The following is a 14,365-nucleotide window of genomic DNA, read 5'->3' on the forward strand; positions in this document are numbered from 1 at the left end:
CCGCATGCTGAAGAAATTCGTCCGGGACAACTTCTCCACGCTCACCGGCCCCGCCAGGACGCTGGGCATCCTGCACTTCCTCGACAGCATGGGCAACGGCCTGTTCCTGTCGGGCTCCGCGGTCTACTTCGTCCTCGTCGCGGGCCTGCCCGTCGCCACCGTCGGCCTCGGGCTCTCCCTGGCCGGATTCAGCGGCTTCCTGTCGAGCGTCCTGCTCGGCCGGATGACCGACCGCACGGGCGCTCGGCGGCTGCTGTCGATCCTGCTGTTCCTGCTCGCCGGGGCGTACACCCTGTATCCGCTGGTGGACTCGGCGGTCCTGTTCTTCCCGCTGGTGATCCTCATCGGCGCACTCGAGTTCGGCTGCGGCCCGGCGTTCGGCGCGCTGGTGATGGACCTGATCCCGGAGAAGGACCGGGTGACCGCGCGGGCCGCCCTGCGCTCCCTGTTCAACGTGGGCTTCACCATCGGCACCCTGGCCTCCGCGCTCCTGATCGGCCTCGGCGGCGCCGCGCTCCAGGCGCTGCCGCTGGGCAACGGGCTCACCTTCCTGCTGGCCGCAGCCCTGGTGCTGACGCTGCCCGCGACCCTCGCCAAGCCGGCCGGCGGAGGCCGCGGCCGGTTCCGCGCCCTGCGCGACCGGCCGTTCCTGGCCGTCGTCGGCGCCTCCAGCCTGCTGGCCCTGCACAGCGCGGTGCTGCTGGTCGGCATCCCGCTGTGGATCGTGCGCGGCACCAGCCTCCCGCACGGCATCGTCCCGCTGATCATGGGGGTGAACACGGTGCTGGTGGTGCTCTTCCAGGTGGCCGCCTCCCGCGGCTCGGACACCCTGGACGGCGCCGTCACCGCCGCCCGCCGGGCCGGGCTCGTCAGCGCCCTCGCCTGCGTCGCCCTCGCCGTCGGCGGCGGCGGCCTCGGGAACGTGGCGACCGGCGCCGTCGTGCTCTGCGCCGTGCTGCTGCTCACGCTCGCCGAACTCTGGCAGTCCGCCAGCGGGTTCGGCCTGGGCTTCGGGCTCGCCCCCGAGCACGCGCGGGGCGAGTACCTGGGAGCCTTCCACCTCCACATGGTGATCCAGGCGACGATCGGACCGGCCGCCGTCTCGCTCCTGGTGGTCGGGCACGACATGGTCGGGTGGCTCGCGGTGGGCCTGATCTTCCTGGTCGGCGTCGCCGTGATCGGACCCTCCGTCGCCCGCGCCCGGCGGGGCGTGGAGGCCGCCGCCGCGGACGCCGCCGGAGCCGACACGCCGGCCGCCTGACGTCCCGACGGGTCCGGTGCGCGGGCAATCGCGCGCCGGACCCGCGCCCGCGTACCGTTCAGGTCGCCGACAGGTCCAGACAGCGGTCCGCGCAGATGATCTGCTGCTGCACCTGTCTCAGCGACCGCCCCGGCTCGACGCCCAGGGCGCTCTTCAGGGATATTCGCGCGTCCTGGTACGCCATGAGCGCGTCGCCCTGCCGCTCCGACCGGTACAGCGCGAGCATGAGCAGCCGGTGGAACGCCTCGCGCAGTGGATGCTGCGCGACGAGTGTGCGCAGAGGCGCGATGATCTCGCGGTGGCGTCCGCACGCCAGATGCGCCTCCATCAGCATCTCCGCGCACTCCAGCCGGGCCTCGTCGGCCCAGGTGGCGAACGTGCTGATGAGGGGGCCCTCGGCCAGATCGCCCACCCACGGCCCCCGCCACAGGTCCGCCGCGCGTCGGAACGCACGCGACGCCCTCTCGTGGTGCCCGGCCCGGCTGCTGGCCCTGCCCTCCGCCATCAGGGTCTGGAACTCGTGCGCGTCCAGCCGGGCCCCGGCGAGCTGGAAGGCGTACCCGGGAGACCTGGTAACCAGCGGCATTCCGCAACCGCCGTCGGGCGCCCCGGACGCCGGGAGCGCAGCCAGCAGTTTCCTCGACTGGGAGATGTACACGTGCAGGGCGGCCGCCGCGCGACGGGGCGGGCGGTCACCCCACAGTTCCGCGACGAGCTGCGGAGCGCTCACGGTCCGCCCCGCCTCGACGAGCAGCGCCGTGAGCAGCAACCGCATTTTGGCGGGGCCGACGTCGACCACGACATCGCCCGCCACGGCACGGACAGGGCCGAGAATTTCGTACCTCACGCACGATCTCCTTGAGATGCACCGAAAACCGTATCCACGAATGTTGGGTGAGCCGGGCAGAGCAGGCGCCGCGGCATGGGGCGCGCGGGGCGGGTGCGGTTCGATCGGAACAGGCACGTCGACGTGGGGACCACCGGGGTCGGCGGGACGGGGGAATGCTAGGTGACGGGTGTGATGATCTCCGTATAGCCTGCGCACAATCGCGGTACATGGACGTGCCTTTCGGCGTCACAATGGACGGTGTCCGTGCGGTTCGACGTACTTGGTCCCCTCAGGGTGGTGCGCGACGACCGGGAAGTCCCTCTGGGACCGGTCAAGCAGCGCCTTCTGCTGGCAGCCCTTGTGTTGCGTCCGGGCGAGGTCGTCGGCGTCGAGGACCTCACCGCGGTGCTCTGGGGCGACGCCGCACCGGCCTCGGCCGCGGCCAACCTGCGCACCTACGCACGCGGGTTGCGGCTGTCGCTCGGCGACGGCTCCGCCGAACGCATGCCTCCGGTGTCCGGCGGCTACCTGCTGAATCTGGAGCCCGGCGAACGCGATCTGGACCTGTTCGACACCGCCGCCGAACGCGGGCGCGCCGCACTCGCCGCGGGCGACCCGGCGGCTGCCGAGACCGAGCTGTCCGCCGCCCTGGGACTCTGGCGGGGCACCGCCGCACTGGCCGGACTGCCCCTCTCGCCCCCGCTGGCGACCCACGTCGCGCGGGCGGGCGAGCGGCGGCTGATCGCCGAGGAGGACCACGCCGAGGCGCTGCTCGGCGTGGGCGCCGCGGCCGGGGCCGTCTGCGGGCTGCGCGACCTGCTCGACCGGCACCCTCTGCGGCAACGCGCCTGGGGGCACCTGATGCTGGGGCTCTACCGCATCGGCGACGTCTCCGGCGCGCTCGACGCCTACCGGCAGGCGCGACGGGCGGTCGTGAAGGAGACCGGACTCGACCCGCTGCCCGGACTGACCCGGCTGTACGACGACATCCTGCACCACCGCCCCAGCCTCCAGGAGCAGCCGTCGGCCTTGTCGGCCGCGGCCCGGCCCGGAGCCGCCCCCGCCGGAGTACGTCCCGAGCAACTGCCCGCCTCCATGGCCCACTTCGTGGGCCGCTCCGACGAACTGACCCGGCTCGACTCCCTGTGCGCCGAGCAGCGGGGGGACGCGGTGGGCATCGCCGTCGCGGTGGTGTCCGGGATGGCGGGCGTCGGCAAGACCGCCCTGGCACTGCACTGGGCCCGCCGGGCGGCCGGCCTGTACCCGGACGGACACCTCTACGTGGACCTCCGCGGCTACGACGCGGCGGACGAGGTCACGCCGCTCGGGGCGCTGCACGGTTTCCTGGAGGCCCTCGACGTGCCGCTGTCCCGGATACCCCAAGGGCTTCAGGCCCGCGCGGGGCTGTTCCGCAGCCTGCTGGCCTCCCGCCGCATGCTCGTGGTCCTCGACAACGCGCGGGACGAGGAACAGGTGCGGCTGCTGCTGCCGGGCACCGGCCTGGTGGTGATCACCAGTCGTAACCGTCTCGACGGGCTGGTCGCGGCCGAGGGCGCCATGCCGCTGCCCCTGGACGTGCTCCCCGAACAGGACGCGGCGAGCCTGCTGGCCGGGCGGCTCGGGGCGGGACGGCTCGACGCCGAGCCGGAGGCGGTCGCCTCCATCATCGCCGCGACCGGCGGGCTGCCGCTGGCCCTGTCGATCGTCTCCGCACGGGCCGCTGCCCACCCCACCTTCCCGCTCGAAACCTTGGCGGCCGAACTGCGCCCGGACGGGGCGCGGCTGTGCGTCATGGCCGAGGGCGACGCCCGGCGGGTCTTCTCCTGCTCCTACCTCGCCCTCAGCACCTCCGCCGCGCGCCTCTTCCGCCTGCTGGGGCTCCACCCGGGACCGGACCTGACCACCGGGGCCGCCGCCGCCCTCGCGGGGGAGCCGCAGTCGGCCGTGGCCCCGCTGCTGCGCGAGTTGACCCGCCTGAGCCTGCTCTCCGAACACGTCCCGAACCGGTACGCCTTCCACGACCTGCTGCGGTCCTACGCGGCGTCACTGGCGCGCTCGGGGGGCCGGACCGTTGAAAGGCGGGCCGCGCTGCGCCGTTTGTACGACCACTATCTGCACCAGGCGCTGCCGGCCGCCGAACTCCTCCAGCCGCAGTGGCTGACGATCACGCCCGTGCCGCCACTGCCGGCCCGGACCGGGGGGCCGCCCGCCGACCACGCGGCGGCGCTCGCCTGGTTCACCGCCGAACACCCCGCCCTGCTGCGGGCGGTCCGGCAGGCGGCGGAGACGGGGTTCGAGGCGTATGCCTGGCAGCTCGCCTGGGCGCTGACGGCGTACTCCGCTCCGCGCGGCCTGTGGCGGGACCAGTTGGCGAGCCAGCGGATCGCGCTCCGCGCGGCGGAGCGGATCGGAGACCTGGCCGGTCAGGCCACCGCCCACCGGTTGCTGGCCCGCGCCTCCACCCGGCTCGGCGACTTCGACGCGGCGGAGGAGAGCCTGCGGCGGGCCCACGAGCTCTACGGCCGGCTCGGTGACCCGCTGGGCCGTGCGCAGACGCTGCACAACCACATGGAGGTATGCCACCTGCGCAAGCGGCTGGACGAGGCGCTGGCCCACGGCGCCGAGGCGCTGCGGCTGCAACGCGAGGCCGGCCACGCGGCGGGGGAGGCGAGGACCCTGAACGCGATCGGCTGGCTGCACGCCACGGCCGGCGACTATCCCCTGGCCGTCGCCCGGTGCACCGAGGCCCTGGCCCGGCAGCGCCTCAGCGGCGACCGCAACGGCCAGGCCGCGACTCTCGACAGCCTGGGCTTCGCCTACGACCGGCTGGCCCGGCACGAGGAGGCGGTGGAGTCCTACGAGCGTGCCGTCGACCTGTTCCGGGCCTCGGCCGACCGCTACCACGAGGCGGAGACCCTGCTGCGCCTCGGCGACACCCGTGCGGCCATGGGCGACCCGTCCGCCGCGGCCGAGGTCTGGCGCCGGGCGGCATGCATCTTCGACGAACTGGGCGACCCGGCGGCCGAGGACGCGCGGGCCCGGCTGGCGGCGGCGGGCTGAGGGCGCGGCCCTCGGCGCGGAGCCAGGCCCCACAGGGCGAGGGCGCCGACGCCGGCCGCCGGCCGGTGCGGTCAGCCGGACGCTGCGCGGCTCCGGGACGCGGGTCTGTGCCGCTGGAGGGCATTTGTTTTGACCCAGCTCCGTGAGGTAGGTACGCTCAAGCCTTGTGCCTGGGGTGTGCCTGGGCTCGGGTGCGTGTCCTCAACCGCACGGCGAGTCCGTAAGTGGCCACCGCAATCTGTGTTCCTCCTGCTTCACCGCAGGGGCGTGCAGTGTTCGACACACCCGACCGCGTGGGTCGGTGAGTGTTCCAGGTTAGTTTCACGAACGGCACACAGAAACCGGAGAAGTAGTGCCTACGATCCAGCAGCTGGTCCGGAAGGGCCGGCAGGACAAGGTCGAGAAGAACAAGACGCCCGCGCTCGAGGGTTCGCCCCAGCGTCGTGGTGTCTGCACGCGTGTGTTCACGACCACCCCGAAGAAGCCGAACTCGGCGCTCCGTAAGGTCGCGCGTGTGCGTCTGACCTCCGGCATCGAGGTCACGGCCTACATCCCGGGTGAGGGGCACAACCTGCAGGAGCACTCCATCGTGCTCGTGCGTGGTGGCCGTGTGAAGGACCTGCCGGGTGTTCGTTACAAGATCATCCGCGGTTCGCTCGACACCCAGGGTGTCAAGAACCGCAAGCAGGCCCGCAGCCGCTACGGCGCCAAGAAGGAGAAGTAAGAATGCCTCGTAAGGGCCCCGCCCCGAAGCGCCCGGTCATCATCGACCCGGTCTACAGCTCTCCTCTTGTCACCTCGCTGATCAACAAGATCCTGCTCGACGGCAAGCGTTCCACCGCCGAGCGGATCGTGTACGGCGCCATGGAAGGCCTCCGCGAGAAGACCGGCGCTGACCCGGTCATCACGCTGAAGCGCGCGCTTGAGAACGTCAAGCCCTCGCTCGAGGTCAAGTCCCGCCGTGTCGGTGGCGCCACCTACCAGGTGCCGATCGAGGTCAAGCCCGGTCGTGCCGCCACCCTCTCGCTGCGCTGGATCGTGGGCTACTCCCGCGCCCGTCGCGAGAAGACCATGACCGAGCGCCTCATGAACGAGCTGCTCGACGCCTCCAACGGTCTTGGCGCTGCCGTCAAGAAGCGCGAGGACACCCACAAGATGGCCGAGTCCAACAAGGCCTTCGCGCACTACCGCTGGTAGTCGCTCTCCCCATCGAGACCGAGAGAAGATTGAGCCTTATGGCCACCACTTCGCTTGACCTGGCCAAGGTCCGCAACATCGGGATCATGGCCCACATCGACGCGGGCAAGACGACCACCACTGAGCGGATCCTCTTCTACACCGGCGTCTCGTACAAGATCGGTGAAGTCCACGACGGCGCTGCCACGATGGACTGGATGGAGCAGGAGCAGGAGCGCGGCATCACGATCACGTCCGCCGCGACGACCTGCCACTGGCCGCTCAATGATGTTGACCACACCATCAACATCATCGACACCCCGGGTCACGTCGACTTCACCGTCGAGGTGGAGCGTTCGCTCCGCGTCCTCGACGGTGCCGTCACCGTGTTCGACGGTGTGGCCGGCGTCGAGCCGCAGTCCGAGACCGTCTGGCGTCAGGCGGACCGCTACGGCGTGCCGCGTATCTGCTTCGTCAACAAGCTCGACCGCACCGGCGCCGAGTTCCACCGCTGCGTCGACATGATCGTCGACCGCCTCGGTGCGGTTCCGCTGGTCATGCAGCTCCCCATCGGTGCCGAAGCCGACTTCACCGGCGTCGTCGACCTCGTGTCGATGAAGGCCTTCGTGTGGTCGGACCAGGCCGCCAAGGGCGAGATGTACGACACCGTCGAGATCCCCGACACGCACAAGGAGGCCGCCGAGGAATGGCGCGGCAAGCTCCTTGAGGCCGTCGCGGAGAACGACGACGCGATGATGGAGCTGTACCTCGAGGGCAACGAGCCCACCGAGGACCAGCTGCACGAGGCGATCCGCCGGATCACCCTCGCGTCGAAGGGTTCGGCCGACTCCGTCACCGTGACCCCGGTGTTCTGTGGCACCGCGTTCAAGAACAAGGGCGTCCAGCCCCTGCTCGACGCGGTCGTCCGCTACCTGCCTTCCCCCCTGGACGTCGAGGCCATCGAGGGCCACGACGTCAAGGACCCGGAGCTGGTCATCAAGCGCAAGCCTTCGGACGACGAGCCGTTCTCCGGCCTCGCGTTCAAGATCGCGAGCGACCCGCACCTCGGCAAGCTCACCTTCGTCCGGATCTACTCCGGTCGCCTCGAGGCCGGCACCGCGGTGCTGAACTCGGTCAAGGGCAAGAAGGAGCGCATCGGCAAGATCTACCGCATGCACGCGAACAAGCGTGAGGAGATCGCGTCGGTGGGCGCCGGTGACATCGTCGCCGTCATGGGCCTGAAGCAGACCACCACGGGTGAGACGCTGTCCGACGACAAGAACCCGGTGATCCTGGAGTCCATGGACTTCCCGGCGCCGGTCATCCAGGTCGCCATCGAGCCCAAGTCCAAGGGCGACCAGGAGAAGCTGGGTGTCGCCATCCAGCGCCTCTCCGAGGAGGACCCGTCCTTCCAGGTGCACTCCGACGAGGAGACCGGCCAGACCATCATCGGTGGTATGGGTGAGCTCCACCTCGAGGTGCTCGTCGACCGCATGAAGCGCGAGTTCCGCGTCGAGGCGAACGTCGGCAAGCCGCAGGTCGCTTACCGCGAGACGATCCGCAAGACCGTCGAGCGCATCGACTTCACGCACAAGAAGCAGACTGGTGGTACCGGCCAGTTCGCGAAGGTGCAGATCGCCCTCGAGCCCATCGAGGGTGGCGACGCCTCCTACGAGTTCGTCAACAAGGTCACCGGTGGCCGCATCCCCCGTGAGTACATTCCCTCGGTGGACGCGGGTGCCCAGGAAGCCATGCAGTTCGGCATCCTGGCCGGCTACGAGATGGTCGGCGTCCGCGTCACCCTTCTCGACGGTGGTTACCACGAGGTCGACTCCTCGGAGCTCGCCTTCAAGATCGCCGGTTCGCAGGCGTTCAAGGAGGGTGCCCGCAAGGCGGGTCCCGTGCTCCTCGAGCCGATGATGGCCGTCGAGGTCACCACGCCCGAGGACTACATGGGCGATGTCATCGGCGACCTCAACTCCCGCCGTGGCCAGATCCAGGCCATGGAGGAGCGCAGCGGCGCTCGCGTCGTGAAGGGCCTCGTGCCTCTCTCGGAGATGTTCGGCTACGTCGGAGACCTCCGCAGCAAGACCTCGGGTCGCGCAAGCTACTCGATGCAGTTCGACTCCTACGCCGAGGTTCCGCGGAACGTCGCCGAGGAGATCATCGCGAAGGCCAAGGGCGAGTAACTCTTCCGAGCTCACGCTTTAGGCTTGTCACCGGAGCCCGGTAGGGCGTTCGTCGCAGCGCGGCGAATGCCCCCCGGCACCGGCATTCCAGCAAAGATCACCTGGCGCCGATGAAGCAAGGCGTACAGAACCACTCAGGAGGACCCCAGTGGCGAAGGCAAAGTTCGAGCGGACTAAGCCGCACGTCAACATCGGCACCATCGGTCACATCGACCACGGTAAGACGACCCTCACGGCCGCCATTACCAAGGTGCTGCACGACGCGTACCCGGAGCTGAACGAGGCCTCGGCCTTCGACCAGATCGACAAGGCTCCTGAGGAGCGTCAGCGCGGTATCACGATCTCGATCGCGCACGTCGAGTACCAGACGGAGTCGCGTCACTACGCGCACGTCGACTGCCCGGGTCACGCGGACTACATCAAGAACATGATCACGGGTGCGGCGCAGATGGACGGCGCCATCCTCGTGGTCGCGGCCACCGACGGCCCGATGCCGCAGACCAAGGAGCACGTGCTCCTGGCCCGCCAGGTCGGCGTTCCGTACATCGTCGTCGCCCTGAACAAGGCCGACATGGTGGACGACGAGGAGATCCTGGAGCTCGTCGAGCTCGAGGTCCGTGAGCTCCTCTCCGAGTACGAGTTCCCGGGCGACGACCTTCCGGTCGTCAAGGTCTCGGCGCTCAAGGCCCTCGAGGGCGACGCCGAGTGGGGCAAGACCGTTCTCGACCTGATGAAGGCCGTCGACGAGTCCATCCCGCAGCCCGAGCGTGACGTCGAGAAGCCGTTCCTCATGCCGATCGAGGACGTCTTCACGATCACCGGTCGCGGTACGGTCGTCACCGGCCGCATCGAGCGTGGTGTCCTGAAGGTCAACGAGACCGTCGACATCGTCGGTATCAAGACCGAGAAGACCACCACCACGGTCACCGGCATCGAGATGTTCCGCAAGCTGCTCGACGAGGGCCAGGCCGGTGAGAACGTCGGTCTGCTCCTCCGTGGCATCAAGCGCGAGGACGTCGAGCGCGGCCAGGTCATCATCAAGCCGGGTTCGGTCACGCCGCACACGGAGTTCCAGGCGCAGTCCTACATCCTGTCGAAGGACGAGGGTGGCCGTCACACCCCGTTCTTCAACAACTACCGCCCGCAGTTCTACTTCCGTACCACGGACGTGACGGGCGTTGTGACCCTTCCCGAGGGCACCGAGATGGTCATGCCGGGTGACAACACCCTCATGGACGTCGCGCTGATCCAGCCGGTCGCCATGGAAGAGGGCCTGAAGTTCGCCATCCGTGAGGGTGGCCGGACCGTGGGCGCCGGCCAGGTCACCAAGATCATCAAGTAGTCACTTGATCGTCTGACCTGGTTGCTCCGCACAGAGCACCAGAAGGGCCCCGTGCCTCTCGTGAGAGAGGTGCGGGGCCCTTCGCCGTGCGCGGGGTCCTGTCGGCGGGGGCCTCGGACGCGAAGAGTGCGGGAACCCCACGCCCCACTTCCCCCACGCCCCACTTCCCCCGCTCCCCGTCGGAGGGTGACGCCCCACGAGGTCCGCACGGAGTCGTCACAAGATCATTACGGAATGACTCGTTCTCTTGTGCGATTACGGCGTGCCGGATGAAGGTGCGAGGACGACGTCAGTGGGGGAGCGGAACAGCGTAGTGAGCACGAACATGTCATCGGAGGGCCAGCCGGACCGTGAGAGCGGGTCCTCGTCCGCGACGGACGGGTCCTCCGTGCCCGACGAGCAGTGGGCGGAGCTGGTCAGGCAGGCCGAGAGCGCCGGCTCCGACGCGCCCAAGGAACCCTCGGCCCGTGCCCGTATGGTCACCGCCAGGCTGCGCGCGCTCGACGAGGAGGCCGCCGCGGCTCAGGGCGCCGGGCGGCGCTGGGGCAGGAAGCCCAAGAAGGTGGAGCCGTGGCAGCCGGAGGGCTGGCGCACCGGTCCCGCCTGGCAGGAGGTGAACGGCCGCCCGCGGAAGCGCCGTCGACTCGCCGGGACCCTGGGCTTCATCGCGGTGCTGGGCCTTCTGGTGGTCGCGATGCGGCCGAGCCTCCTGACGGACCACCTGCCCGGCGGGGGAATCAGCCCTGACACCGACACGACGCGGCTGCTCTCGGAGACCGCGGCGCCCACCGCCGCACCGGCACGGGAGGCGCCGGACCGGCCGACCCTGGACGAGCCCTTCCGGGGTTCTCCCGCGCTCCGCTGGGCGGACGGGGCGCAGGGCATCGAGCTCCCGGCGGCCAAGGCGACCGGGGGGATGAGCAAGGACGAGGTCGCGGACGCCCTGAGCAAGACGCGCCGCCTCCTCGTCGAGTCCAACCTGGATCCGGCGGTCCTGCGCGGGGAACGACCGCGCGCGCTGCTGCAACTGCTCGATCCGCACGCGGACGGGGCACGGGAGCAGCTGGAGAAGTCGTTGTCCGAGCCGAGCGAGAAGAACGACCCGGCGATGCTCCTGTCGCGCTTCGACCCCGCCGAGGCCCGGGTGCTGGGAGACGTGGTCAAGGTCCGTGGCCGGATGACCTTCAAGGCGGGCGAGCCGGGGTCCGTGGAGGTCGACGCCGACTACAGCTTCGTCTACGCCCTGAGGAAGACCGGCGGCGACGACGTGGCGCGGACGATCGTGCGCCGACGGCTGACGACGGTGGTGTACGACCCGGAGCGGTGGGATGCGACGCGGGGCAAGCTCGCGCTCACGTCGTACGAGTCCAACGTGGGCAACACCGAGTGCGACGTCTACGACGGCTTCCTGCACCCGTGGTTCTCCGGCGAGGACCACGGGACGCCCCCCGGCGACGAGCTGATCGACCCGTACGACCGGAGTGAGTGGCCGGATCAGAAGGAGTGCGGCACGGTCACCCGCACCTGAGGGTGACGCCCAGGGCCCACGGCTCAGGCCGCCTGATCCGCCTCGGCCCGGCAGTCCCGGCAGTGACCCGGGTGGCGGGAGCGGAAGGCGCGATCGCAGCGGTCGCAGTTCTGGAGAGGGATGACGATCGTCCCCGGGCGGGTCGGCGCGAGTTCCCGCGCGCCCGGCAGCGGGGGCGGCAGAAGGCTGCTGATCCGGTGACGGAGGAGCTTGGCCGGGTGCTTGACGGGCGTGGGCAGATCGCTGGTCAGCGCGTGCCGGATGGCGTCGGGACAGGCCTCGCGCTCCAGCCATGCGGCGACCCCCGGGGCGAGGGCCGCGATGCTCTCCTCGGTCAGCGACAGCTGGGGTGAGAGCCGCCGGAGATCGCCCAGCAGGGCCGTGGCGAGCCGGTCGCGCTCCGCGTCGGCCTTCACGGGGCGGGGGAGCGGCGGTGCTGGTGCGATGCGCGCGGTGGGAGCCGGTACGCGCACGGGCGGGGGCGCCTGAGGGTTCTCGGCCGCCGGCACAGGTGGCGGCGGCGCTGCGGGGGCTTCCTGTGCGAGCGGGGTCCGGGTCACCGGAGCCGTGCGCCGCCCGCCCCTGGGACGGGGAGGCGCCGAGGTGAGGGCACCCGCCCCCGGCTGGTTGCACGAGACGGTGCGGGTGACGACACGGCCGTCGGGGAGGCGCGTGCGGCTGCGGTGCAGGTAGCCGGTCGCCTCCAGTTCGCGCAGCGCGGCGGCGATGCGGACCTCGCTCTCGGGGAAGCGCTCGGCGAGCCGCTTGATGCCGATCCGCGCCCCCGCGGGCAGCGACTGGATGTGCACGGCCAGCCCGATCGCGAGCAGCGACAGCGCGCGGTGCTGGCTGAGGTGGTTGCCGACGACGGTGAAGGCGGCGGTGTGCCGGGTGTTGTCGTGGATCACACCGGAAGTCGGCCTGATTTCCGGGGCCGTACGGGGATCTGCGCACGGGGGCGCGTTAACCTGCTGGGTATCCATCGGGAAGCCTCTTACTTCCTCGGTGGTCAGGCCCTCGATCGGGATTCCCGTCCCGGCCGGGGGCCGTCGCATGTCTGTGGTTGTCGCGGCGAGCATATGCCAGTCAACCCATCCCACATCCAGCCCAGTTGCCCGAAGTCACCCGTGTGAGTGACCAGGTGGGGGGTGGGGTCGGGTTGGGGTGGGGAGGGTCCTTTCCCGAGTCCTCAAAAGCCTTATGCGTCGTGGCCGACCGGGACGCGGCGGCCCGGGACGCGGCTCACCGGGTCGCGGGCTTCCACGATCCGGTGGAGACGGCATCCGGTCACGGAGTGTGCGCGACTTCGGCCCAGACGGTCTTGCGTGGCGCGGGGCCCCGGTCCACGCCCCACCGGTCGGCGAGCGCCTCGACGATCAGCAGCCCGCGCCCGTGCGCGGCGTCGGACACGGGGGCGGCCGTGCACGGCATCTGATCGTCACGGGTGTCGGAGACCTCGATGCGCAGCACCCCGTCGTGGTGGGCCGCCAGGCGCAGCCGGAAGTCCCGGCCTGGTACGCGGCCGTGCAACACCGCGTTGGCGGCCAACTCGGCGACGATCTGCGCGGCCCGCTCCGAGGGCAGCCCCCAGACACCGAGATGGGCGATGGCCAGAAGGCGGGCGAGGCGGGCGCTCCGCCGGGTGGGGGAGAGCAGCACGGTGAACTCCCGGGCAGGAGCGGAACGTTCGGTTCGGGTGAATTCTCGACTCATGTCACTCAGCGTGGCCATTCGGTGGCTACTCTCGGAAGAGGTGACAGCCGTACGAGCCGTCCTTGTCCGGCTGTGGCCCGGCTCGGTCCGGGCCGTACGCCGTGACGCGGTGCCGGCGGGGCACGTTGCGCACATCAGGTAGGGCCGAGGCGAGGGGGACGGGTGTGGAGGGCGTTGGTGCGGGGCGGCCGGGGCATCTGGCGGACGGCGCGGACGGCTCGTCCTGGGACAGCGGTCTCGAGGACGACTCCGGCGCGGTGATGAAGGCGGTGGGTCGCCAGATCAAACTCTGGCGGGAAGCGGCGGGCCTGCGCCAGGCGGAGCTGGGTGCCGCCATCGGGTACAGCGAGGAGATGGTCTCCTGCGTCGAGCGCGGCAGACGTGCTCCGAAACCCGAGTTCCTGGACAGCGCGGACCGGGTCCTGGAGGCGGGCGGGAAGCTGGCCGCCATGCGGGGCGACGTGGCGGAGGCCCGCTATCCGAAGAAGGTGCGGGACCTGGCGCGGCTGGAGCGAGAGGCTGTCGAGCTCGGCGCGTACGGCAACCACAACATGCACGGGTTGCTTCAGACCGAGGAGTATGCGCGGGCGCTCTTCGAGATGAGGCGGCCCGCACTGTCCCCGGACGACCTCGACCGGTTCGTCTCGGCCCGTATGGCCCGGCAGGAGATCTTCACCAGGTCGCCGCTCGTGACCCTCACCTTCATCCAGGAGGAGGTCACACTGAGACGTCCACTCGGCGGTCGGGCGGTACTGCGCCGTCAGCTGGAACACCTTCTGGAAGTGGCCCAGTTGAGACATGTCGAGTTCCAGGTGATGCCGACCGACCGGGAGGACCACGCAGGGATGGGCGGTGAGGTGCAGGTGCTGAAGCTCAGAGAGGGGACAGCAGTCGGTTTCTCCGAGGCCCAGCTCACTACGCGCCTGGTCTCCGCCCCGAAAGAGGTCCACCTGCTCGAACTTCGGTATGGAATCATCCGGTCGCAGGCTCTCAGCCCACGGGAGTCGCTGGCATTCGTCGAGAAAGCACTGGGTGAGACATGAGTTTCCAGTCCTCAGAGAACTCTGCCGAGTTGCGCTGGTCCAAGAGCAGCTACAGCGGCAGTAACAACAACGACTGCGTAGAGGTCGCCGCCACGCCCCGCGCGGTCCACGTCCGTGACTCCAAGGACGTACCGGGCCCGCAGCTCGGGTTCACCGCCGAGGCGTGGGCCGACTTCGTGGCGTACGCGACGGGAAGCTGAAACCTTCCGCCGAGGCGGCGGCCA

Annotated in this window: 12 protein-coding genes; 9 read left to right on the forward strand and 3 right to left on the reverse strand. The window is 70.4% G+C overall.

The annotated features are described in order from the left end of the window. A partial coding sequence (locus B9S57_RS03635) for an MFS transporter (RefSeq protein WP_103514089.1) occupies positions 1–1,261 on the forward strand: 1,261 nt, incomplete at its 5' end. Between the two features lie 58 nt (positions 1,262–1,319). Here the strand turns inward: B9S57_RS03635 and B9S57_RS03640 are convergent. Further along, positions 1,320–2,108, reverse strand: a complete 789-nt coding sequence (locus B9S57_RS03640; protein WP_103514090.1) for an AfsR/SARP family transcriptional regulator — start codon at positions 2,106–2,108, stop codon at positions 1,320–1,322. A 246-nt stretch (positions 2,109–2,354) separates the two neighbouring features. On the opposite strand from B9S57_RS03640, the gene B9S57_RS03645 reads away from it, so the two are divergent. From B9S57_RS03645 to B9S57_RS03670, 6 genes are all read left to right on the forward strand, one after another. Further along, positions 2,355–5,150, forward strand: a complete 2,796-nt coding sequence (locus B9S57_RS03645; protein ID WP_103514091.1) for a BTAD domain-containing putative transcriptional regulator — start codon at positions 2,355–2,357, stop codon at positions 5,148–5,150. 352 nt (positions 5,151–5,502) lie between these two features. Next, positions 5,503–5,874 carry a 30S ribosomal protein S12 gene (gene rpsL / locus B9S57_RS03650; protein ID WP_003948652.1) on the forward strand — a complete coding sequence of 124 codons (372 nt, stop codon included), beginning with the start codon at positions 5,503–5,505 and terminating at the stop codon, positions 5,872–5,874. Between the two features lie 2 nt (positions 5,875–5,876). Next, positions 5,877–6,347, forward strand: a complete 471-nt coding sequence (gene rpsG / locus B9S57_RS03655) for a 30S ribosomal protein S7 (protein ID WP_014154599.1) — start codon at positions 5,877–5,879, stop codon at positions 6,345–6,347. A 38-nt stretch (positions 6,348–6,385) separates the two neighbouring features. Then, on the forward strand, positions 6,386–8,515 hold the full coding sequence (fusA, locus tag B9S57_RS03660; RefSeq protein ID WP_103514092.1) for an elongation factor G: 2,130 nt from the start codon (positions 6,386–6,388) through the stop codon (positions 8,513–8,515). Between the two features lie 148 nt (positions 8,516–8,663). Then, positions 8,664–9,857 carry an elongation factor Tu gene (gene tuf / locus B9S57_RS03665; RefSeq protein ID WP_103514093.1) on the forward strand — a complete coding sequence of 398 codons (1,194 nt, stop codon included), beginning with the start codon at positions 8,664–8,666 and terminating at the stop codon, positions 9,855–9,857. Positions 9,858–10,182: 325 nt separating this feature from the next. Then, the gene (locus tag B9S57_RS03670) at positions 10,183–11,385 is read left to right on the forward strand and encodes a hypothetical protein (RefSeq protein WP_103514152.1); all 1,203 of its coding nucleotides are present in this window, start codon (positions 10,183–10,185) and stop codon (positions 11,383–11,385) included. Between the two features lie 23 nt (positions 11,386–11,408). Here the strand turns inward: B9S57_RS03670 and B9S57_RS03675 are convergent, their stop codons facing one another. Continuing rightward, entirely contained in the window at positions 11,409–12,368 is a 960-nt protein-coding gene (locus B9S57_RS03675; RefSeq protein ID WP_103514094.1) for a DNA-binding protein, read from the reverse strand. Positions 12,369–12,672: 304 nt separating this feature from the next. Then, positions 12,673–13,098, reverse strand: a complete 426-nt coding sequence (locus tag B9S57_RS03680; protein WP_103514153.1) for an ATP-binding protein — start codon at positions 13,096–13,098, stop codon at positions 12,673–12,675. Positions 13,099–13,358: 260 nt separating this feature from the next. Between B9S57_RS03680 and B9S57_RS03685 the strand changes: the two genes are divergently transcribed. Together B9S57_RS03685 and B9S57_RS03690 are read left to right on the forward strand one after the other, a co-directional pair. Beyond that, complete coding sequence (locus B9S57_RS03685) at positions 13,359–14,141, forward strand: helix-turn-helix transcriptional regulator (RefSeq protein ID WP_103514154.1); 783 nt, start codon at positions 13,359–13,361, stop codon at positions 14,139–14,141. Further along, positions 14,138–14,341, forward strand: a complete 204-nt coding sequence (locus B9S57_RS03690) for a DUF397 domain-containing protein (RefSeq protein ID WP_103514095.1) — start codon at positions 14,138–14,140, stop codon at positions 14,339–14,341. Before B9S57_RS03685 ends, B9S57_RS03690 begins: the two co-directional genes overlap by 4 nt. Positions 14,342–14,365 lie beyond the last annotated feature (24 nt).

This window comes from Streptomyces sp. SM10 (genome assembly GCF_002910915.1).
In the GTDB taxonomy this organism is placed as follows: domain Bacteria; phylum Actinomycetota; class Actinomycetes; order Streptomycetales; family Streptomycetaceae; genus Streptomyces.

Coding starts and splice junctions, on each gene's coding strand:
- fusA (WP_103514092.1), top strand. CDS start 6,386: ATGGCCACCACTTCGCTTGACCTGGCCAAGGTCCGCAACATCGGGATC.
- B9S57_RS03685 (WP_103514154.1), top strand. CDS start 13,359: ATGAAGGCGGTGGGTCGCCAGATCAAACTCTGGCGGGAAGCGGCGGGC.
- B9S57_RS03670 (WP_103514152.1), top strand. CDS start 10,183: ATGTCATCGGAGGGCCAGCCGGACCGTGAGAGCGGGTCCTCGTCCGCG.
- B9S57_RS03680 (WP_103514153.1), bottom strand. CDS start 13,098: ATGAGTCGAGAATTCACCCGAACCGAACGTTCCGCTCCTGCCCGGGAG.
- B9S57_RS03675 (WP_103514094.1), bottom strand. CDS start 12,368: ATGGATACCCAGCAGGTTAACGCGCCCCCGTGCGCAGATCCCCGTACG.
- rpsG (WP_014154599.1), top strand. CDS start 5,877: ATGCCTCGTAAGGGCCCCGCCCCGAAGCGCCCGGTCATCATCGACCCG.
- B9S57_RS03690 (WP_103514095.1), top strand. CDS start 14,138: ATGAGTTTCCAGTCCTCAGAGAACTCTGCCGAGTTGCGCTGGTCCAAG.